Genomic DNA, 21,044 nt, shown 5'->3' on the forward strand with positions numbered 1-21,044 from the left:
GCGGCTGGCGTATGCGACTTTGGCTGCCGAATACGATTTCATCGTGTGCGGATCCGGATCGTCGGGTTCGGTGGTCGCCCGGAGGCTCGCCGAAAACGGCGACGCGTCAGTGCTTTTACTTGAAGCTGGTACTCACGACGCGGCAACATCGGTGATGGTTCCCGCTCTGTGGCCCACAAACCTTGGAACCGAACGCGACTGGGCGTTCCGAAGCGAACCCAACCCGCACATCAACAACCGCGTGCTGCCGATGTCGATGGGCAAGGTCCTCGGTGGTGGATCCAGCATTAACGTGATGGCCTGGTCACGCGGCCACCAGGCCGACTGGGATTTCTATGCGGCCAAAGCCGCAGACCCGGCTTGGAGCTACAAAGCGGTTGTCGACATCTACCGTCGCATTGAAGACTGGGGCGGCGCGCCAGACCCCCGGTATCGAGGTACGGGCGGACCCGTCGGCGTTCAGCCGGCCTCCAGCTCTGGTGGGCTCGGCGCGGCGGCGCTCGAGGCCGCCCGCGCCGTCGGACTCCCCACCTTCGAGCATCCCAACGGCAAGATGATGCAATGCGGCGGCGGCGCAGCGACCGTCGACGTGACCGTTGTTGATGGCCGGCGCCAGTCAATGTTTCGCTCGTTCGTCTACCCAATTCTGGACAGCGCGAATCTGACGGTCGCTACGCGCGCGTTGGTGACCCGGCTTTCTATCGCGGGCAACCGAGTTACTGGTGTTGAGATACGCCGCGGCGGGCAGCTGCAGCATATCGGCGCCCGCGAGGAGGTCGTGCTGTCGCTGGGAGCGATCAACAGCGCGAAGGTATTGATGCAGTCGGGTATCGGCGATGCGCGCGAGTTGCGTGAGTTCGCGATCGAGGTTCGGCAAAACCTCCCCGGCGTCGGAAAGAATCTTCAAGACCATCCATGCGTCCCGCTGAACTACGAGTTCCCAGAACCGATTACCATGACAAACCAAGGCGAAATCCAACTGTTCTGGACGAGCGACTCCCAATCGGAGGCTCCCGATCTGTTCTGCTGTCAAGTGATGGCACCGATAGCAAGTCCAGAGAATACGGCCAGATTTGGCGAATTGCCCCCGTCGTGTTGGACTTTCGCCGGTTCGCTCACCCACCCGCGCAGCCGTGGCTCTGTTCGTTTGAGTGGCTCATCATTCGATGACCCCGTCCGTATCGACCTCAACTCGTTGTCAAATCCCGACGATCTCGAGCTCGCGGTATCCTGCGTCGAGTTTCTGCGGGAGCTCGGAAATTCGGCCGCCCTGCGGCCGTTCGTCAAACGGGAGGTGATGCCAGGCAACCTCAAAGGCGACGAGCTACGTAAATTCATCCGAAACGCGGTGGTCCCCTACTGGCACTTTTCGGGGACCGCCAAATTGGGCGATGACCCGTTCTCGGTGGTTGGCAGTGATCTCTGCGTGCACGGTATGGAAAACCTGCGAGTCGCAGACGCTTCCGTCATCCCGCGCATCCCGTCCGGTAACACGATGGCCCCCTGCGTCGTGATCGGTGAACGCGCCGCGGAGTACATCCGAGACCGGCACTCCCTGTAATGCCCGCAGCACTGCCCGTCGGCTGACTTCGACGCTCTGCTCAGGAAGCCAGGCGACGCATATCAGACTGGATACGTTTCGCGGCCTGCTCCAGCGGTCGCTTGAATGATTCGAGGTCGCCAGTCATTGGGCGGCCGAAGCAGAGGATCCCGGGCCTACCCGAGGGAAGCTCGAAGGGCGTAGCGATGCATGAGCATTCCGGATGTACCACGCCGTATTCGGATGCCATGTGCCCCTTTTCGAGCGCGTGAGCGACGGCGGAGTCCGGGCTTTGCGCGGCCAAGCATTGCGCGGATGGGCTCAAGATCCCATTGAAACGTGACCCGTGCGCACGGGAAATGGGTTTCAAATCGTCCTCTGCCGCCTCGAACAGGATTAGCGATGCCCCCGTGGCCTGCGAGATGCCCCGCAGCCGAGGATGCGCAACGCTGGCCAGATCGCCACGCCGGCGGTCCAATTCATATAGGCCAGGCGCGAACGTCCACCTATGGTTTTCGCGCCGCACGATATTCTCTTTTTCGAGCTGCTCCAGGAGTCGATGCACGGTCGTTTTGGGAATAGCGGTGACCGCCGCGAGGCGTGTGACCCCAACCGGGTGCTGTTGAATCCGTCCGAGCGCCCGGAGTAGGACGAAGGTGCTGTGCAACGCACTAGTGGGCTGAGATTCCTGCTCCACCGACTCCGCCGACAGTCCAGCCGCCGACACCTCATCGAAGTTTTCGAATTCCATCGAGCGATCATAACCGCGTCTCGCTACCAAGACGGAACCTGTGAACATGCCGACAAGAGCTCGACGCCAGATCATTTCGCCGCCCATCAGCCATTCCGGTCATCGGAACGGTCTTTAGTCGTTATGGCGCAGCGGGGCCAAGACCCACTCTGAGACGACTAATAGCAATCCGATGACCCCGAATCGACGACTAGCGAAGTAGGCCGCGAGGTGTCGCATTTTGTGGGATAGATGGCGCAATGGGCGCGTCGGATGGTTCCGCGTCGAACGTATTTTCAACGATCAGAAGGAAAAATCTGTCATGGCATCGCACGGCCATAGGAGGAACACAATCCCCAAACCTCAACGGCACGGCGACGTTCGACGCTCATGGAATCGTCGCTGAGTTCACGACACCGGAGGATGAGTGGAAGTGCGGTGGACCACGCGCGGTGGCGGACGGTGGAATGGCGAGCATCTACCTCCGGTGGTCGTGTGCTCTGTCGTTGGCTTGACGGTCACGTTCGAGCTGCCCCCACGCCGGGCGATCGAATCGATCCTTCGTGCGTTAGCCAGCGTCTGTCGGCTACTCGCCGCTGCAAGGGGGTACCCCAAACATGGATTCGCCCGAATTGCGCGGTACTGCAGTCGTTCATGGGGCTGTTGGCCCCCGGTGTGCTCGCTGGATGGTCTTCGCTGGACACCGTTCCCCGCGATCCGCAGCAATCACTGGCCACCGGCGGATTCGAGGCGAGTCGGTTCGCTGCAAGCTGATGGTGGACAACGGAAGGACTCACGATAACCACCCAAATCGTGGCGTTGGTGATAGCCCGGCGCACCGGTTCCTACAACGGGCACGTCGGCGTGAGGCGTTCTGCAGCCTTGGACCAATCGGACATTGGACTCGTCGATAGGAGGGCGGTATGACCAAACGCCGTGCGGTTGTCACGGGCGCGAACGGGGGGATTGGGTCGGCGATTTGTCAGCGGCTGCGGGCCGACGGCATCGAGGTACGGACGATGGATGTCGTCGGCCCAGCAGATGCTGTGCTGGATCTGGCCGCCGACCCGATACCCGAGTGGTTCGGCAGCGACGTCGACATCTGTGTGGCGGTCGCGGGCGTTGTCGACACCTACGCTCCCTCGCACTCGATGTCGGCCGAACAGTGGTCGCGCGACATCGACGTCAACCTGACCGGTGCCTTTCGGGTCATCCAGGCATGTTTATCGGGCATGCGGGAGCGTCGATTTGGTCGCATTGTGGCGATTTCGAGCGTGGCGGGACGCAATGGAGCGTTAGGCAAGGTCGCCTACGCCGCATCGAAAGCCGGGCTGCACGGCATGATTCGCACCATCGCGATGGAGAACTGTTCCCTTGGAATCACCGCCAACTCCGTCCTGCCGGGCGTCATCGCCACGCCCAAGGCGATGACTTTGCCTGAGGCGGATCAAGAACGTATCCGCGCCGCGCTGCCGAGCGGTCGCTTCGGCCGCCCGCAGGAGGTCGCCGATCTGGTCGCCTTCCTCGCCGGTGATGGCGCCGGGTACATCACCGCGCAGGACATTTCGATTGACGGTGGCATGGAACTAAATACCTTGTTTGTGGGCCCCGCTCGCCTGCAGGACCGCATCGTTTCGTTGCCGCCTCCAGCCGCTTCCAAAGACGCGCCACCTTGCCCTTCTACGAGTGCTACGGCCAAAGAGACTGAGTGAGCAGAGCTATGACGGTTGGTCCACGCGGCGCCGCATAGTCGGACGAACCACGAAGGCGACCGCGGCTCTAGCGCAAAATTATGAGGAGCTAGAGGAAGTGCAACAAGTAAACCTCTCGGTTCTCGATCCTGATTCGCCGCGGCGCCAGCGACCAAGAAGGTTGATCAATCAGATCTTGCTACGGCGAGTGGGCACCCGCGCAGGGTGCAGCAGCGCGCCATCGGCAGCCTTGACCCCGTGGCAGCCCAAAGGATTGCGGAAACCATTGCGCCGCTGGAGCCACTGATGTTGTTGAGAAGCAACAACAGCTCCATCAACAGCTATTAGCGAATCTCAACCACCTCTGTTGCGATGTCTATCGGTGATGTCTGTGTGTGTCCGAGTCGAGCAGCGGGGCGCTGGCCGAAGTTGTGCCCGTGGCAATGTGTAGGAGGCTCGACGAACATCGAGAGCCTTCCGAAGGTAGCCGCCAACAATATCGTGCACATGAGGATCAGCAGCAGCGCAATCAAGATTTGTGCGAATACTTTTTGGAAAGTGGCGCTCGGAGACGGTAACTGCCTTGGGTGGTGCTGTGGAAATTGCACGTCCGGTGTCGCCTGAGCTTCGGGTGGCCGCACATCCGCGCCCGGGGGCTCCGATTGGATGACATCCATTGTGTTCCTCCGCATGTCAAGGAGATGTCCGATGATGTCTACCATGATTGGGCGGCGATCGGCACACAGTGTTCCGGTCCTCGGAACACGTTGTTTGCGGATCCAGGACTGTCGCGTATTCATAGCAGTGTCTCGCGGCGCGCCTGCTGACCCGTCGGCTCGGACACACGCCGGCCTACTCGAGAAAGCTGCAATCACAAAGGAATACCGATGACGCTCTCCGAAACCCCATCATTAGGCCAACATTCAGGTCCTCCTGCACGAGTTATCCTGGAATTGCTGTTTGGCGCATGGATCACTCAGGCCATCACCGCGGTCGCCGACCTGGGCGTGGCCGATGCGCTCGCCGACGAGCCACTGCCCATCGCGGAGTTGGCCGACCGAGTTCGCGCCAATCCCGACACTCTGACGAGACTCTTGCGAGCGCTCATCAGCAAGGGCATATTCGCACAACGCTGCGACGGTCGCTACGAACTGACTCCGCTAGCCGAATCACTGCGCTCCGACGTCCCGGCATCGCTGGCCGCCTTGGCGCGCTACCTCGGCGCACCAAAAGAACGCGAACACTGGAGCATGCTGACCGAAGCCATCAAGACCGGTGCATCACCCGTTCTTGCGCTGCGGGGCAAGAGATATTTCGAGTACTTGTGCGACGAGCCAGAATTCGCTCGAATCTTCAATGACGCGATGACGAGCGTGTCCGCGTATGTCGACGGACCTCTTGTCGGGTCCTATGACTTCGCGCCGTACCGCACCATCGTCGATGTCGCGGGTGGTCACGGCCGTTTGCTCGGAGCGATCCTGACTTCAGCGCCAGCTGCCCGGGGTGTCCTGTTCGACCTTCCCCATGTGGTGGCCGACGCGATTCCATTGCTCGAGCAGATGGGCGTCGCCAACCGCGTTCAGGTCGCCGAGGGCTCATTCTTCCTGGAGATACCGGCCGGCGGCGACGTATATGTGCTCAAGCACATAATCCACGATTGGTCCGATAACGAAGCCCTTGAGATCCTGCGCAATGTGCGAAGAGCTACGAAGGCTGGCGCCATGTTGCTCCTCGTCGAGGCGGTTATTCCCGAGGGGGACAACGAGTTCAGTGGAAATTTTACGGATCTCGCGATGCTGGTTACCAACGATGGGCGAGAGCGTACGGCCGCAGAGTACCGACGGCTACTCTGTGAAGCCGATTTCGAGATGATCCGAGTGATCGACACCGGAACGGACTTCAGCGCTGTCGAAGCCCGCGCGATCTGAGGTGGGTGACGCATGACCGGCCAACGGAGATGCAAATGGCCGGTCTGAGCGCCTGCCGGACGGCGGAGCAGATCACTGCGTCAAGCGCGCCGGGTAGTCAACTGGCCGCTGATCGCTTGCCGGTCAGTGCCAAGTCCGCTAGCGCAATGCAGCCAAGGATGCCGCTGTCTGAGGCACGAGTTCTCTTCCAGGGAGGCAGCAGTTTTCAGCGATTACGGCAGTGATTGTCATTGCGCACAGACGTCAGTCGGATCAGATGCAACACGGTTAGCCGCGGGTATCCTGGGCGTCGCCGCCCGATGGCATGGTTAGGAGAAGTTGATGCAACACGAGGATCGGAACAAGGCCGTCGTCCTGGGGGCAAGTATGGGCGGCCTGTTCGCAGCACGGGTTCTGGCCGATTTCTACCGGACCGTCACCGTAGTGGAACGCGACCGCCTACCCGACGATCCGGTAGATCGACGTGGTGTGCCGCAGGGCAGACATCCGCACGCGCTACTTGGCAAGGCGGTCGAAATAACTGGCGACCTGTTTCCCGGAATATTCGATGAGCTGGTGGACGATGGCGCGCTGAGGTGGAACGACGGCGACCTTTCGAGATTCTGGACAACGTTCGCGGGTCACCTGATGGTGCGCTCGACAATTCCGGACGCCACCTTGGTGACCGACTACCACCTGAGCAGACCGCTACTGGAATTCGCAGTGCGCCATGCGGTTCTCAAAATTCCGAATGTAGAAATCCTCGAGGAACGCGATTTCGTCGGAATCACCGCCGACCCCAATCATGCTCGTGTCACCGGTGCTCGCGTGCACAAGCATGGAAGCAGCGACGAAACGGTGATTGAGGCAGATCTCGTTGTGGACGCGACCGGGCGAGGCTCCCGAACGCCTGTATTCCTGGAAGAACTCGGATACCGCCGGCCTCGAGTCGACGAGGTCGAGGTGCATATCGCCTATGCCACTTTGCCAGTGCACATTCCACGTGGCATGGTACGTGAACTCGTGGTGGGGAACTTTCCCATTCCGTCGCGTCCGACAATGCACGTGATGTTTGCGTGCGAGAATGACACGTATCTGGTGCTCGGCGGCACGATCGGTGGTGAAGACCCTCCGGCTGACCGTGCCGAATTGCTCAACTTCATAGCCCCATTGACCCCACGCCACATCATGGCAGCCCTCCAATCGGCCGAACCGCTCGCCGATGTTGCACAGTATCGGTTTCCGTCAAACCGGTGGCGGCGCTACGACAAGCTCGCTCGCACACCGGACGGGCTGGTGGTTTTCGGCGACGCAATCTGTTCGTTCAACCCGATCTACGGCCAGGGAATCACCGTCGCGGCACTCGAAGCCGAGGCGTTGCGTGAGTGTCTACGCAAGGGAGACTCCGATCTGCCTCGGCGCTTCTACCGGAAGTCGGCGAAGAAGATTCAGGTGGCCTGGCGGACGGCGGTCAACTCTGATTTGGCACTCCCGCAGGTCCCCGGCCGACGCCCGCTGTCCGTTCGCGTCATTAACCTATACATGGACCGGCTTCTGACCGCCACCGAGACCGATCCGGTGGTAGCCCAGCAATTTCTGCGGGTGGTTTGGATGTTGGATGGAACTTCAGTGCTTTTCCGGCCGCACATAGTTCGCCGGATCGTGAAGGCGATCCTGACTCGACGGCGAATCCATCAGCAGGTTGAACACATCGACCAGCCGCAACGGTGCGGCGATTGAATGCGTCAAGCTTTCATGGATGGGCCGATTGAATGGCCCACGTCGACCTTCATCACCGGTCCCCGGAGATTCCCGGTCCGGTACACCCCGGCCGGCGCCCAAAGCGGGCTTTGAGCCCGCCTACCCGGCGGCCTCCTTGTCGAACTCCGAGGCGATGTCGCGGGCGACCCGCTTCAGCAGGGGAGTGATCTCCGTGGCGGATTTCAGCGTGACCCGGGCCGCGGGGCCCGAGATCGAGATTGCGGTCAACGACGGCGCGTCGGGCACCGGCACGGCGAAGCACCGCACGCCGACTTCCTGCTCGCCCTCGTCGACGGCGTAGCCGCGCGAACGGCACAGCTCGATGTCCCGCAGCAGCTCCTTCGGGGTCGTATGGGAGTTCTCGGTCGAGGCGGGCATCCCGGTCCGCGCCACCAGGGCGCGCACCGCGTCGTTGGGCAGCTGCATCAGCAGCGCCTTGCCGACGCCGGTGCAGTGCGGGTAGACGCGCCGGCCCACCTCGGTGAACATCCGCATCGAGTGCGGTGAGGGCACCTGCGCGACGTAGACGGCCATGTCGTTGTCCATGAGCGCCATGTTCGCCGTCTCACCGGTGCGCTCCACCAACTCCAGCAGATGCGGCCGCGACCACGTGCCGACGAGCTGTGCCGCGCTCTCGCCGAGCCGAATCAGCTTGGGCCCCAACGAATAATGCCGGTTGGGTAACTGCCGCAGGTAACCCATGCCCACCAGGGTGCGCGCGAGCCGGTGGATCGTCGGCGCCGGCAGGTCCGAACGCGCCGCGAGGTCGCCGAGCGCGGCCGACCCACCCATGGTCGCCAGGATCTCGAGCAGCTCGAACGCCCGCTCCACCGACTGAACGCCGCCCGTACGTACAGCTTCGCGAGCCATCACCGCTTCCGATCCAGCCCCGAGGGCCCGTCATCCCGCCTGCGCTTTTTCGTATCACGGAATTGACGTCGACAGCAAGCAGCGCGTCGGTCAGTCGGCGGGCAGCGTCGCGAGCTCGTTGTGTTCGGTGACGTTGTCGATCTCGGTGCCCATCGCGATGTTGGTGACCCGTTCCAGGAAGACCTCGACGACGACGGGGACCTTGTGTTCGCGCGCGAGCTGTTGCGCCCGGGCCAGAGCCGGGCCGATGCCGGACGGCTCGGTGACCTGAATGGCCTTGCAGCCCAGCCCTTCCACGACGCTGCGGTGGTCGACGCCGTACCCCTTGGGCAGGTCGGTGTCGCCGTCCTCCTGGGCGTTGATGTTGTCGAAGGCCAGCGAGACGCAGTAGTCCATGTCGAAGTTCAGCTGGGCCTGACGGATGAGCCCGAGGTAGGAGTTGTTCACGACCACGTGGACGTACGGCAGGTTGAATTGCGCGCCGACGGCGAGTTCCTCGATCAGGAATTGGAAATCGTAGTCGCCGGACAAACCGACGACCGTGGCGGTCGGGTCGGCGGTGACCACGCCCAGCGCGGCGGGCACGGTCCAGCCGAGCGGCCCGGCCTGCCCACAGTTGATCCAGTGCCGGGGCTTGAACACGTTGAGGAATTGGCCGCCGGCGATCTGTGAGAGCCCGATCGCCGTGACGTAGCGGACGTCGCGGCCGAAGGCGCGGTTCATCTCCTCGTACACGCGCTGCGGCTTGATAGGGACGTCGTCGAAGTGGGTCTTGCGGTGCATGGTCTTCTTGCGGCGCTGGCAGTCACCGACCCAGCCGCTCCAGTCCGGCATCGTGCCCGCGGCGGCCCGCGCCGTCGCGAGCGCAACCAGTAGTTCGAGTGCCGCCTTGGCGTCGGAGACGATGCCGAGGTCGGGCGGAAACACGCGCCCGATCTGGGTGGGCTCGATGTCGATGTGTACGAAGCGGCGGCCGCGCCGGTAGGTCTCCAGCCCGCCGGTGTGGCGGTTGGCCCAGCGGTTTCCAATCCCGAGCACGAAATCGGAGTCGAGCATGCTGGCGTTTCCGTAGCGATGCGCGGTCTGCAGCCCGACCATGCCGGCGGCCAGCGGATGGTCGTCGGGGATCGCGCCCCAGCCCATCAGCGTGGGCACCACGGGGACGTTGAGCACCTCGGCCAGTTCGACGAGCAGGTCGCAGGCGTCGGCGTTGATGATGCCCCCGCCCGCGACGATGAGCGGGCGTCGCGCCGTCTGCAACATGTCGAGCGCCTTGTTGATCTGCGCGGGGCCGGCGCAGGGTTTGTAGACGGGCAGCGGGGCGTAAGTCGTTGGGTCGAAGTCGATCTCGGCGAGCTGTACGTCGATGGGCAAGTCGATCAGCACCGGCCCGGGCCGGCCCGATCGCATCAGGTGAAACGCCTGGGCGAACGCGCCGGGCACCTGCCCGGGCTCCAGCACCGTCATGGCCATCTTGGTCACCGGTGCCGCGATCGCCGCGATGTCGACGGCCTGGAAGTCCTCCTTGTGCAGCTTGCTTACCGGCGCCTGCCCGGTGATCGCCAGGATCGGGATGGAATCCGCGCTGGCCGAATACAACCCGGTGATCATGTCGGTTCCCGCCGGGCCGGAGGTGCCGACGCAGACGCCGATGTTGCCGGGCGCGGCGCGGGTGTACCCCTCGGCCATGTGGCTGGCGGCCTCGACGTGCCGGGCCAGCACGTGCTTGATCCCGCCGTGGGCGTGCATCGCCGAATAGAACGGGTTGATCGCCGCGCCGGGCAGGCCGAACGCCTGTGTGGCGCCCTCGATCTCGAGAATCCTGACGGCCGCGTCGACCGTGCGCATCCGGGTCATCGGGCTAGCTTTCCCCGCGCCCCGACAAACGCTCGACGCCCAGCAGCAGGCCCGAGTGATCGAGGCCCCCGTCGCCGTTGGCGAGCGCGGACGCCATCAGCTGCGCGACGACCGCCCCCAGTGGGATGACGACGTCGGCCTCGCGGGCCGCGCTGGTCACGATGCCCATGTCCTTGTGGTGCAGTTCGATCCGGAAGCCCGGATCGAAGTTGCGGGCCAACATCTTTGCGGCCTTCTGGTCCAGCACCGCCGAGCCGGCCAGGCCGCCGCCCAGCACCTTGACCGCCGCTTCCAGATCGACCCCGTAGGCCCGCAGAAACGTGATCGCCTCGGCGAGGAGTTCGATGTTTCCCGCGACGATCAGTTGGTTGGCGGCCTTGACGGTCTGGCCCGCCCCGTTGGGGCCGACGTGGACGATCGTCTTGCCGACGACTTCCAGGATTGGCTTGGCGTCGGCGAAGTCGCGATCGGTGGCGCCGACCATGATCGACAGCGACGCGTTCTTGGCGCCGGCCTCACCGCCGGATACCGGGGCGTCGATCATGCGTAGGCCCCGTCGCCTTGCCTCCTCAGCCAGCTCCTTGCTGACGTCGGGCCGGATCGAGGAGAAGTCGATCACCAGGGTTTCGGGCTGGGCGTGTGCGAAAACGCCGCCCTCCGAGGACAACACGTCCTGCACGTCGGGGGAGTCGGGGACCATGACGGCCACCACGTCGGCGTCTTTGACCGCCTCTCCGATCGACTCCGCCGCGGCCCCGCCGGCTTCGACCAGCGCGCCGGTGCGCCCCGGCGAACGGTTATAGCCGATGACCGTGTGGCCGGCCCGGGCCAGGTGGCATGCCATGGGGCTGCCCATGATGCCCAACCCGATGAAAGCGATGGTGCTCATTGGTTCCTCGTTCCCGCATGTGCCGCAAGGGATTCGATGTTGAGGCCGCCGCGGCACCGCTCGGCCGTCGGCAGCCAGTCGAAGGTGTCGGACCGACTGGGCTTGTATTCCAGGCCGATGTACCCGTCATACCCGCGATCGAGCAGTATTCCGACGTATTTGTCGAGCGCGATCTCGCCGGTCCCCGGTTCGCCGCGACCGGGCGCGTCCGCGATCTGGACGTGGCCGACCCGGTCGGCATGCGCATGCAGCGCGGCGGCCAGATCGTCGCCGTTGACGTAGAGGTGGTAGAGATCGGCTAGCACGCGCAGGTTTTCGTACCGCGAGCGGCTCCGCACGCGCTCGACGACCCGGACCGCGTCCGCCAGGGTCCTGAGGGGGTAGCGGGGCGCGCCGCTGACCGGCTCGATCAGCACCGTCGCGCCGATGCGTTGGGCGGCCTGAGCCGCGTACGCGAGATTCTCGGCCGCGATGTCGTCTTGGACCGCCGCCGAAAAGCCCTCGACGCGGTTTCCATACAGCGCGTTGAAGGCTCGCGTGCCAAGCGTCTTCGCGATGTCGACGGCGACGTCCACGCTGTCCCGGAACGCGGTCACCGACGCGGGGTCGGACAGGATGCCCCGGTCGCCGGCGGGCATGTCACCGGCCGCGAAGTTCAGCCCGCTCAGCTGAACCCCGGCCTCGCGGATGGCGCGGACGAACGGTTCGACGTCGCCGTCCGGCGGTGCGGCCTCGGCGAACGGCCACCAGAATTCCACCGCATCGAAGCCCGCCCGCCGTGCGGCCTCCGGCCGCTTGAGCAGGGGCAGATCGGTGAACAGGATCGAACAGTTCACCGTGTAGGTCGCTGGCGACACGGGACTTCCCTCCGATAGTGATTTCGCAATACGAAATTGATAAACCGAATGTCGAAATCAGTGAAGGCCTCCCTCGGGCCCGTTGTCAACCGGTAAAGAGCCGGTTTTCCCGTGAGGGCCGGTCAACCACGGTGCAGTTGGAGACAGGGGCCTACTGACAACCCGCGTTTCCTTTGACAGTCAAACGTGAGCCATGCCACGGTGGCATTCACGAAATAACAATTCCGACATACGAAATGGAACTCGCCAATGACGGCACTGGACGAACGCGGCGGTGACCTGCTCACCAGCATCCCGAACGTGGCTGTGCTCACCGACCCGGACGTGATCGAGAGTTATCGACAAGACCGGGCCAAAGATCCGGACGCCGGGCGCCCGTTGGCGGTGGTGCGGGCCAAGGGCACCGAGGACGTTGTGGCGGTGATGCGCTGGGCCACCGCGGCCGGCGTCCCGGTGGTGCCGCGCGGCGCCGGCTCCGGTTTGTCGGGCGGCGCCACGGCGCTCGACGGGGGCATCGTGCTGACCACCGAGCTGATGCGCTCCATCGAGGTCGACCCGGTGACGCGCACCGCGGTGGTGCAGCCGGGGCTCATGAACGCCGAGGTCAAACGGGCGGTGGCGGAGTACGGGTTGTGGTATCCCCCGGACCCGTCGTCCTTCGAATTCTGTTCCATCGGCGGCAACGCCGCGACCAACGCGGGCGGCCTGTGCTGTGTGAAGTACGGCGTCACAACCGATTACATTCTCGGACTCGAAGTGGTCCTCGCCGACGGGACCGTGGTGCGACTCGGCGGGCCGCGCCTCAAGGATTCGGCCGGCCTGTCGTTGACCAAGCTGTTCGTGGGAAGCGAGGGCACGCTCGGCGTCATCACCGAGTTGACCCTGCGACTGCTGCCCCCGCAGCCGCCGGCCAGCACCGTGGTGGCCTCGTTCTCGTCGGTACGCGACGCCGCGGAAGCGGTCTGCAACATCACCCGCGTCATGCGGCCCGCGATGCTCGAGTTCATGGACCACACCACGATCGCCGCGGTCGAAAGCCATTTCAGGATGGGCCTGGATCTCGGCGCCCGCGCGATGCTCATCGCCCAGTCCGACTCACCCGGCGACCGCGAGAGCGAAATGTCCTTCATCGCCCAGGTTTTCACGCATGCCAATGCGACGGACGTCTTCGCCACCGACAACCCCGACGAGGGCGAGGCGTTCACCGCCGCGCGGCGGTTCGCCATCCCGGCCGTCGAGCGCCTCGGCGACCTGCTGCTCGAGGACGTCGGCGTGCCACTGCCGGCGCTACCCGCGCTGGTCGAGGGCATCGAGGCCATCGCCAAGGAGCGCGACATCGTCTGCGCGGTCATCGCGCACGCCGGCGACGGCAACACCCACCCGCTGATCGTGCACGACGCGAGCGACCCCGACCAGTCGCGGCGCGCGCACCTCGCGTTCGGCGAAATCATGCACCTCGCACTCGAACTCGGCGGCACCATCACCGGCGAGCACGGGGTGGGGCGGCTCAAAAAGGCCTGGCTGCCGGATCAGGTGGGCCCCGACGTGATGGAACTGACCCGCCGCATCAAGCGGGCCCTCGACCCGCAGAACATCCTCAACCCCGGGGCGGTGCTCTAGATGTTTCAACCCGACTTCACCCCCGTCGCGCATTCCCTCGGCTGGAGCGCCGCCGTCGCCGCGCTGCCATTGGTCATCATGTTCGTCCTGCTCGGCGGCCTTCGGATGCGCGCGCCCATCGCCGCGGCCGTCGGCGTCGGCACCGCGGCCCTGATCGCGTGGGGGGTCTATCACATGCCCGCGGCGCAGGTCGCCGACTCGGCCGTGCTCGGGTTCGCCTACGGCATGTTTCCCATTATGTGGTTGGTGCTCAACGCGATCTGGATCTACAACCTGACCGTCCAGACCGGCCATCGCGACGTGCTGTGCAGGTCCATGGCGTCGATCTCCCCGGACCACCGGATCCAGGCCGTCATCGTCGCGTTCTGCTTCGGCGCGCTGATCGAGGGCCTGGCCGGCTTCGGCACCCCGGTCGCCATCACGTCGCTGATGCTGGTCGCGCTGCGCTTCTCGCCGCTGAAGGCCGCCTCGGTTGCGCTGGTGGCCAACACCGCGCCGGTGGCGTTCGCCTCCTTGGGAATCCCGATCGTCGCGCTGTCGGGAGTCACCGGTCTGCCGCTGGACACGCTCGGCGCCATGGTCGGTCGGCAAACACCGATCCTGGCCTGCATCGTGCCGTTCATCCTGATCTTCATGGTCGACGGCCGCAACGGCCTCAAACACGCGTGGCCGGCGGCCGCGATGGGCGGCGGCGTCTACGCGATCGTCCAATTCCTTTGCTCCAACTTCTTTTCCGTGGAGCTCACCGACATCGCCGGATCGATCATCAGCGCCGGCTCCATCGTGTTGTTGCTCCGGGTGTGGCGTCCGAAGGCCCCACTCACCGGCGCGCCCGAAGAGGTGGCGGTAACACACGAAACGGAAGGCACAACAGCGGCGTTGGGCCGCTTGGAAGGCGCGGTGCTGACCGCGCCCGCGACCAGCGGGGTGCGTGACGAGGTGGTCGACTCCCGCAAGGACGTCCTGCTGGCCTACGCGCCGTACGTCATGGTCACCGCGATCTTCTCGCTGTCGATGTGGAAGCCGTTCACCGCCCTGCTCAAGCACGGCGGCACCAGCATCGCCTGGCCCGGCCTGCACGTCGCCAACGCCGCGCACAAGGCCTCCCCGCTGACCACCTACAAGCTCGACTTCCTTTCCGCCGCCGGCACTTTGCTTTTCGTCAGCGGACTGCTCACCATGCTCGTGCTACGGACTTCGGTGGGCCAGGCGGTGCGGGCGTATGCGCAGGCGGCGATCCAATTGCGCAGCGCCGCAATCACCGTCGGGCTGGTGCTGGCGCTCGCGTACCTGTTGAACCTGTCCGGCGAGACCACCACGCTGGGCCTGTGGATCGCCGGCGCCGGCGGCCTGCTCGGGATCGTCGCCCCGATCATCGGCTGGCTCGGGGTCACCGTCACCGGATCGGACACCTCCTCCAACTCGCTCTTCGGGGTGCTGCAGGTCAGCGCCGCACACGCGGCCGGGCTGAGCCCGACCCTGCTGGCGGCGGCCAACTCGTCGGGCGGCGTGATCGGGAAGATGCTCTCGCCGCAGAGCCTGGTCATCGCGACCGCCGCGGTGCAGATGAAGGGCAAAGAGGGGGACCTGTTCCGCAAGGTGTTCAAGTGGAGCCTGCTGTTGCTGGCGCTGATGTGTGTGCTGGTGTACCTGCAGAGCACCTCGTGGCTCGGCTGGATGGTCGTTTGATGGGCGGCCACATCGTCCTGGCGCCCGACAAATTCAAGGGATCGTTGCGCGCGGAGGAAGCCGCGCGGGCGATGGCGCAGGGCGTGTGGCGAGCCGATCCGCAGGCGACCACCATCACCTGCCCCGTCGCCGACGGCGGCGAGGGCACCCTCGACGCCGTGCTGGCCGCCGGATACCGGCGCATGCACGCCTACGTCACGGGACCAACCGGCGCCGGGCTGCACACCGCCTACGCCCGCACCGGCACGCGGGCGGTCATCGAGATGGCCGACGTCTGCGGCCTGCAGCGGCTCCCGTCAGGGTCGCCCGCGCCGATGACGGCCACCACCTACGGGTTGGGCAGCGTGATCGCCCTCGCGCTGGACGAAGGCTGCCGCGACATCGTCATCACCGTCGGGGGCAGCGCCAGCACCGACGGCGGCGCCGGCATGCTGGTCGGGCTGGGCGCGGAAATCCTTGACCACCAAGGCAATCCGATTCCGCCCGGCGGCCGCGGCCTGGCACAGGCCGATCGGCTCGACCTGAGCGGGTTGCATCCGGCCATCGGCGAAAGCGCCTTCACGCTGGCCGCCGATGTGGACAGCCCGCTCTGCGGACCGCACGGCACGGCGATCGTCTACGGACCCCAGAAGGGCGCCCACGGCGACCAGATTGCGGCGCTCGAGCGCGGTCTTTCCCGCTGGGCCGACCTCGTCGACCGCGCGACCGGCACCGACTGCCGCAATCGGCCCGGCGCCGGCGCCGCGGGCGGCGTCGGTTTTGCGGCGCTGTCGGTGCTGGGCGCGCGCATGCGGCCCGGCATCGACATGATCCTCGAGCTCATCGAGTTGGAGCGAAACCTGTTGGGCGCCAAGGTGGTAGTGACGGGGGAGGGGTCCCTGGACGTCCAGTCGCTGCGCGGCAAGGCGCCCGTCGGGGTATCCCGGTGCGCCCACCGGCACGGCGTGCCGACGTTCGCCATCGCGGGGGTTTCGACCCTGACCAGTGCCCAGGCTCGCGCGGCGGGGTTCGCCGCCGTCCGCACCCTCAACGAGTTCGAGCCGGATCTGCGGCGTTGCGCCACGCACGCCGCAAGCTTGCTCAGCCTGGCCACCGAAGCGCTCATCCGGGAATGCACGCCGCGCCAGGGAGGAAACCATGACTGAGCCCTACTACGACGAACGCACGGTGTTGCACTGGTACGACTTCGCGTGCCCGTTCTCCTACGTCGGGCAGCACCGCACCGCCATCCTCCGCGAGGCCGGATTCGACGTCGTCCTGCTGCCATTCCAGGCGCACCCCGGCATGCCGCCCGGCGGGCTGCCGATGCGGCACGGCCACGGGCCGAGGTACGCGACCATCGAGCGGCAGGCCCGGGCGGTGCGGATGCCGTTGCGCTGGCCCTCGCGGATACCGCACAGCCGCAGGGCTTTGGCGGCCGCCGAATGGGCGCGGCTCAACCAGCCCGGCGCCTTCGCCGAGCTGCACCGCCTGCTGTTCGACGCGCAGTTCGTTTTCGGGGAGGACATCGACGACCAGGCCGTCATCGACCGGCACGCCTTGGCGGCGGGCGTCGACGTCGGCCGTTTGCGCGCCGCCCTGGCCGACGGCAGCGCGGTGGCCGCCGTCGGGCAGGCCGAGTGGGTCGCGCGGCACCGCGGCGTCGACGGCACGCCGGCCTGGCTGGTGGGCGGGCGTTTGATGATCGGCCTGCAGCCGGTGCGCGACTTCGTGCATTGCGGCAACCTGCCCGTCCGCGTGCATCGCTGAGAATGGCCTGGTCAGCCCGCGATTTGGCCGGCGCGACGGACGTTCGGTAACCTGTCATTTACCGACGCGGGGTGGAGCAGCTCGGTAGCTCGCTGGGCTCATAACCCAGAGGTCGCAGGTTCGAATCCTGTCCCCGCTACTAATGTCATGTCTCGGGACATCGGAATAGGTCTGAACCTGCGCTAGGTTCAGGCCTTTTTTCCGTGTGGGGCCTTTGGGGGCGCCGGTGGGTTGGTAGTCCTTTGTGGGGTCGAGGGTTAGCTCGCGCAGGAGTTGGCCGGCGGCGTGGATGATTCTGATGTGTAGGTCCTGGATGAGGACTAGGACGCGGGTGCCGGTGTAGGTTCGTCCGACGCCGATGTGGTGGAGGCGTGCGGCGAGGCTGGTGGCGTGGCGCTTACGCCGAGGCGGTGCAGTTCGCTTTCTAGCCCGTTGCGCCCACCTTTGCCGCCGGAGAGCCGGGTGGTGAAGACCATGCCGTTGTCGGTCAGCGTTGAGGCCGGAATGCCGTGGATGGCAATGACTTTGCGGAATTCGGTCAGGACGATGGGGCCGTTGACGCGGCGATGGGCGGTGTCGAACGGGTCGCTCAAGCCGGCCGCGATCGCGGGCCGCGTGCGGAGTGTGCGCATGAAAGCCCTTGAAGCACAACGCTTAGAGTTTGCTGTTCCGGGCCATCTGTCCGCATTAAAGAAAACTCCGTTTGTGCTGCCGTGATTACGCTAAGCTGTTGAGCGTTTTCGACAGGGCTCGACGACCGCGCCAGGCGACCGCCGGGTCGTGAAGTGCCGGTCGGAGGTACGCAATGTCGTATGTGATCGCGGCGCCTGACGTAATAGCCGCAGCCACAACAGATTTGGCGAACATCGGTTCGACAATCAGAGCGGCCACCGCGGCCGCGGCGCCGCCCACGACAGGCGTGGCCGCGGCGGCGGCCGACGAGGTATCGGCGGCTGTCGCCGAACTGTTCGGCTCACACGCGCAGGCCTATCAGGCACTCAGCGCTCAGGCGACGGCTTTTCACGGCCAGTTCGTGGCGCTACTGAAAGCCGGTGCCGGGCAGTACGCAGTTGCCGAGGCCAGCATCAGTCGGGATCTGCTCAACACCGTCAATGCGCCCACCCAAGCGCTCCTGGGACGACCCCTGGTCGGCAACGGCGCTGACGGGGTCGGGGGCGGCACGTTGGCGCAAGCCAATGGGGGTGCCGGCGGGATTCTGTTCGGTAACGGCGGGGCCGGCGCGACCGACGCGGCTGGACAGGGCGGCACCGGCGGGGCCGGCGGGCTGATCGGGAGTGGTGGTGCCGGCGGTGCGGGCACTGGCGGCGGTGCCGGTGGTCGCGGCGGTGCCGCCGGTTTGCTTTACGGCAACGGTGGCATGGGTGGGGTTGGTGGCGCCGCCACCGGCAGCGGGGCTGGCGGGGCTGGCGGGGCCGGCGGGTCCGCGGGCTTTCTGGGCAACGGGGGTGCGGGCGGCAGTGGCGGGGCTGGCGGTGACGCGACCGTCGCCGGCGGTAACGGCGGGCCCGGCGGGGCTGGCGGGGCCGGTGGTAACGCCGGGCGTGTTGTCGGCGATGGCGGGGGCGGCGGTAACGGTGGGGCTGGCGGCGGCGGCGCGGCGGTCAGCGGCAGCACTGTCTTATCGGGCGACTTTGGCGGGGCGGGCGGTGCCGGTGGGGCTGGCGGCTGGGCGGGCGGCCTGCTGGGTAACGCCGGTGCCGGCGGTGCCGGCGGTGCCGGCGGGCCGGGTGGGGCCGTGAGCGGATCCAGCATCGTCTACTCCGGCGACGTCGGCGGGGCGGGCGGGACCGGCGGCGTCGGCGGCCCGGGTTTCGGCGGCCAGGCTGGTAATGGCGGTGCCGGCGGGGCCGGTGGCGCCGCCGGCAGCGTCACCGACAGCACCGTGTACTCCGGCGACACCGGTGGAGCCGGCGGCAACGGCGGCGCCGGCAACTACACCGGGAATTTCGGCGACGGAGGTTACGGCGGCGCCGGCGGTAAGGGTGGTGCCGGGGGCGCCGTCACGAATAGCGTCGTGCAGGCCGGCGACACCGGCGGCAACGGCGGCGCCGGCGGGGGCGGTGGCCTTGGCGGGTTTGTCGGTGCCGGCGGGAGCGGTGGTGCTGGCGGTAGCGGCGGCGACGCCGGGGTGGTCACCGGCGGTTCCTCCGTCAGCACGGGTGACTTCGGCGGGGCCGGTGGTGCCGGCGGCGCCGGCGACAATGCCGGGTTATTCGGTAACGGCGGTAACGGTGGCGCCGGCGGTAACGGCGGGGCAGGCGGGGCCGTGAGCGCGTCCAGCACCGTCACCACCGGCGACGACGGCGGGGCCGGCGGGGCCGGAGGCACCGGCTCCGGCGGTACCAACGGCACCGTGGTTATTCACGGGGGTAATGGCGGGGCCGGCGGGGCCGGCGGGACCGTCACGGGCAGCACCGTTCACTCCGGCGACAACGGCGGGGCTGGCGGCGCTGGCGGGAGCATCGTTGCTGGTAATCGCGCTGACGGCGGCACCGGCGGGGCCGGCGGAGCTGGTGGGGCCGTCATCGATAGCACCGTCACCGTCGGCGACGACGGTGGGGCCGGTGGTGCCGGCGGCAACGGCGCCTATGCAGGGCAGATCGGTGACGGGGGGGCCGGTGGGGCCGGCGGGGCCGGCGGAGCTGGTGGGGCCGTGAGCGGATCCAGCGCCGTCACCGTCGGCGACGATGGCGGGGCCGGCGGGGCAGGCGGCAACGGCAACCTTAGCGGGTATGTCGGTAACGGCGGCGCCGGTGGGGCCGGTGGGGCCGGCGGAGCTGGTGGGGCTGTGAGCGGATCCAGCATCGTGACCAAGGGCGATGTCGGTGGGGCCGGTGGGACCGGAGGCAACGGCGACCTAGCCGTGTTAATCGGTAACGGCGGCAACGGCGGGGCCGGTGGTGTCGGCGGGGCAGGGGGGGCCGTGAGCGGATCCAGCACCGTCATCACCGGCGACATCGGCGGGGCCGGGGGCACCGGCGGCGCCGCCGGCCTCGCCTCGGATGTCGGTAACGGCGGCACCGGCGGTAACGGCGGCACCGGTGGGGTCGGTGGGGCCGTCACCGACAGCAACGTCGGCTTCGGCGATGTCGGCGGGGCCGGCGGGATCGGCGGAGCCGGCGGCGCGGTACTCGTGCTCGGCAACGGCGGGATCGGCGGTGCCGGTGGGGTCGGTGGGGCCGGCGGGGCCGTCACCAACAGCACCATCTCCACGGGCGATATCGGCGGGGCCGGAGGCTCCGGCGGTGGCGGCGGGATCAACGAGATCGGCATCAGCGGCGGTCATGGCGGCGCTGGCGGTGCCGGCGGCGACTCCGGCGCCGTGACCGGCAGTCAACCCGGTACCGGGGATACCGGCGGGGCCGGCGGGGCGGCCGGCGCCGGCGGCCAGGCGATCGGACTCGGCAACGGCGGTGACGGCGGTACCGGCGGGGCCGGCGGCAACTCCCCGACCGGTCACGGCGGAGACGGCGGAGACGGCGCAGACGGCGGCGGCCCCGGTCTGATCGGCACCGGCGGACACGGCGGCCCCGGCGGTGACGGCGGCACCGGCCCCGCCGGCAACGGCACCACAGGCCAGCCTGGCCAGTCCGGCTAACCTCACCCCACGAACATCCGTTCGGCGTGTCCTAACTGCGTCCGGCGACTTCGGATCACCCGCAAACACACACTGAACGTATGAGTACGAAAACGGCCCGCTGACGTGCACGAACCGTCACGCACTCGATGCTGAAACACAAGGCGGCACAACCGGTTTCGCACTGGCAGTGTGGGTCGCGGGAGGCCCGGGCTACCAGTCGCTGAGCGGCTGGGGTGTGATGTCGCAGGACATCGGAATAGCTCCGAACCTACGTTAGGTTCGG

The 21,044-nt window shown here is 66.7% G+C and carries 15 protein-coding genes and 1 tRNA gene; 10 read left to right on the plus strand and 6 right to left on the minus strand.

What is annotated here, in order from left to right:
* Positions 1-4 precede the first annotated feature (4 nt).
* A complete protein-coding gene (locus AC5Y4S_RS02725) occupies positions 5-1,561 on the plus strand; it encodes a GMC family oxidoreductase (RefSeq protein WP_500032079.1) in 1,557 nt (518 codons plus the stop codon).
* A gap of 40 nt (positions 1,562-1,601) precedes the next feature.
* Here the strand turns inward: AC5Y4S_RS02725 and AC5Y4S_RS02730 are convergent, their stop codons facing one another.
* Positions 1,602-2,291 (minus strand): helix-turn-helix domain-containing protein, encoded by a 690-nt coding sequence (locus tag AC5Y4S_RS02730; protein ID WP_500029517.1) that lies wholly within the window; start codon positions 2,289-2,291, stop codon positions 1,602-1,604.
* A gap of 902 nt (positions 2,292-3,193) precedes the next feature.
* Between AC5Y4S_RS02730 and AC5Y4S_RS02735 the strand changes: the two genes are divergently transcribed.
* The 3 genes from AC5Y4S_RS02735 to AC5Y4S_RS02745 all read left to right on the plus strand — a co-directional run bounded on the left by AC5Y4S_RS02735 (position 3,194) and on the right by AC5Y4S_RS02745 (position 7,608).
* Entirely contained in the window at positions 3,194-3,982 is a 789-nt protein-coding gene (locus tag AC5Y4S_RS02735; RefSeq protein ID WP_500029518.1) for an SDR family oxidoreductase, read from the plus strand.
* Positions 3,983-4,848: 866 nt separating this feature from the next.
* Positions 4,849-5,889: a methyltransferase gene (locus AC5Y4S_RS02740; RefSeq protein WP_500029519.1), complete on the plus strand. Its 1,041-nt coding sequence runs from the start codon at positions 4,849-4,851 to the stop codon at positions 5,887-5,889.
* A 321-nt stretch (positions 5,890-6,210) separates the two neighbouring features.
* Entirely contained in the window at positions 6,211-7,608 is a 1,398-nt protein-coding gene (locus AC5Y4S_RS02745) for an FAD-dependent oxidoreductase (protein WP_500029520.1), read from the plus strand.
* Between the two features lie 120 nt (positions 7,609-7,728).
* Here AC5Y4S_RS02745 and AC5Y4S_RS02750 read toward each other — a convergent pair whose 3' ends face one another.
* The 4 genes from AC5Y4S_RS02750 to AC5Y4S_RS02765 all read right to left on the minus strand — a co-directional run bounded on the left by AC5Y4S_RS02750 (position 7,729) and on the right by AC5Y4S_RS02765 (position 12,102).
* Positions 7,729-8,499 carry an IclR family transcriptional regulator gene (locus AC5Y4S_RS02750; RefSeq protein WP_500029521.1) on the minus strand — a complete coding sequence of 257 codons (771 nt, stop codon included), beginning with the start codon at positions 8,497-8,499 and terminating at the stop codon, positions 7,729-7,731.
* Between the two features lie 90 nt (positions 8,500-8,589).
* Entirely contained in the window at positions 8,590-10,356 is a 1,767-nt protein-coding gene (gene gcl, locus AC5Y4S_RS02755; RefSeq protein WP_500029522.1) for a glyoxylate carboligase, read from the minus strand.
* A 4-nt stretch (positions 10,357-10,360) separates the two neighbouring features.
* Entirely contained in the window at positions 10,361-11,245 is an 885-nt protein-coding gene (locus tag AC5Y4S_RS02760) for a 2-hydroxy-3-oxopropionate reductase (RefSeq protein ID WP_500029523.1), read from the minus strand.
* The gene (locus tag AC5Y4S_RS02765; protein WP_500029524.1) at positions 11,242-12,102 is read right to left on the minus strand and encodes a hydroxypyruvate isomerase family protein; all 861 of its coding nucleotides are present in this window, start codon (positions 12,100-12,102) and stop codon (positions 11,242-11,244) included. The genes AC5Y4S_RS02760 and AC5Y4S_RS02765 overlap by 4 nt, the downstream gene beginning before the upstream one ends.
* A 249-nt stretch (positions 12,103-12,351) precedes the next feature.
* On the opposite strand from AC5Y4S_RS02765, the gene AC5Y4S_RS02770 reads away from it, so the two are divergent.
* From AC5Y4S_RS02770 to AC5Y4S_RS02790, 5 genes are all read left to right on the plus strand, one after another.
* Positions 12,352-13,722, plus strand: a complete 1,371-nt coding sequence (locus tag AC5Y4S_RS02770; RefSeq protein WP_500029525.1) for an FAD-binding oxidoreductase — start codon at positions 12,352-12,354, stop codon at positions 13,720-13,722.
* The gene (locus tag AC5Y4S_RS02775) at positions 13,723-15,411 is read left to right on the plus strand and encodes an L-lactate permease (RefSeq protein WP_500029526.1); all 1,689 of its coding nucleotides are present in this window, start codon (positions 13,723-13,725) and stop codon (positions 15,409-15,411) included.
* Positions 15,411-16,556 (plus strand): glycerate kinase, encoded by a 1,146-nt coding sequence (locus AC5Y4S_RS02780; RefSeq protein ID WP_500029527.1) that lies wholly within the window; start codon positions 15,411-15,413, stop codon positions 16,554-16,556. Before AC5Y4S_RS02775 ends, AC5Y4S_RS02780 begins: the two co-directional genes overlap by 1 nt.
* Positions 16,549-17,160 carry a DsbA family oxidoreductase gene (locus AC5Y4S_RS02785; protein ID WP_500029528.1) on the plus strand — a complete coding sequence of 204 codons (612 nt, stop codon included), beginning with the start codon at positions 16,549-16,551 and terminating at the stop codon, positions 17,158-17,160. The genes AC5Y4S_RS02780 and AC5Y4S_RS02785 overlap by 8 nt, the downstream gene beginning before the upstream one ends.
* Before the next feature lie 65 nt (positions 17,161-17,225).
* Positions 17,226-17,299 (plus strand) — tRNA-Met (locus tag AC5Y4S_RS02790).
* A gap of 181 nt (positions 17,300-17,480) precedes the next feature.
* Here the strand turns inward: AC5Y4S_RS02790 and AC5Y4S_RS02795 are convergent.
* Positions 17,481-17,753 carry a hypothetical protein gene (locus tag AC5Y4S_RS02795; RefSeq protein ID WP_500029529.1) on the minus strand — a complete coding sequence of 91 codons (273 nt, stop codon included), beginning with the start codon at positions 17,751-17,753 and terminating at the stop codon, positions 17,481-17,483.
* A gap of 212 nt (positions 17,754-17,965) precedes the next feature.
* Here AC5Y4S_RS02795 and AC5Y4S_RS02800 point away from each other — a divergent pair, with 212 nt between their 5' ends.
* Entirely contained in the window at positions 17,966-20,779 is a 2,814-nt protein-coding gene (locus tag AC5Y4S_RS02800; protein ID WP_500029530.1) for a PE family protein, read from the plus strand.
* Positions 20,780-21,044 lie beyond the last annotated feature (265 nt).

Source organism: Mycobacterium sp. NGS64, from assembly GCF_059812245.1.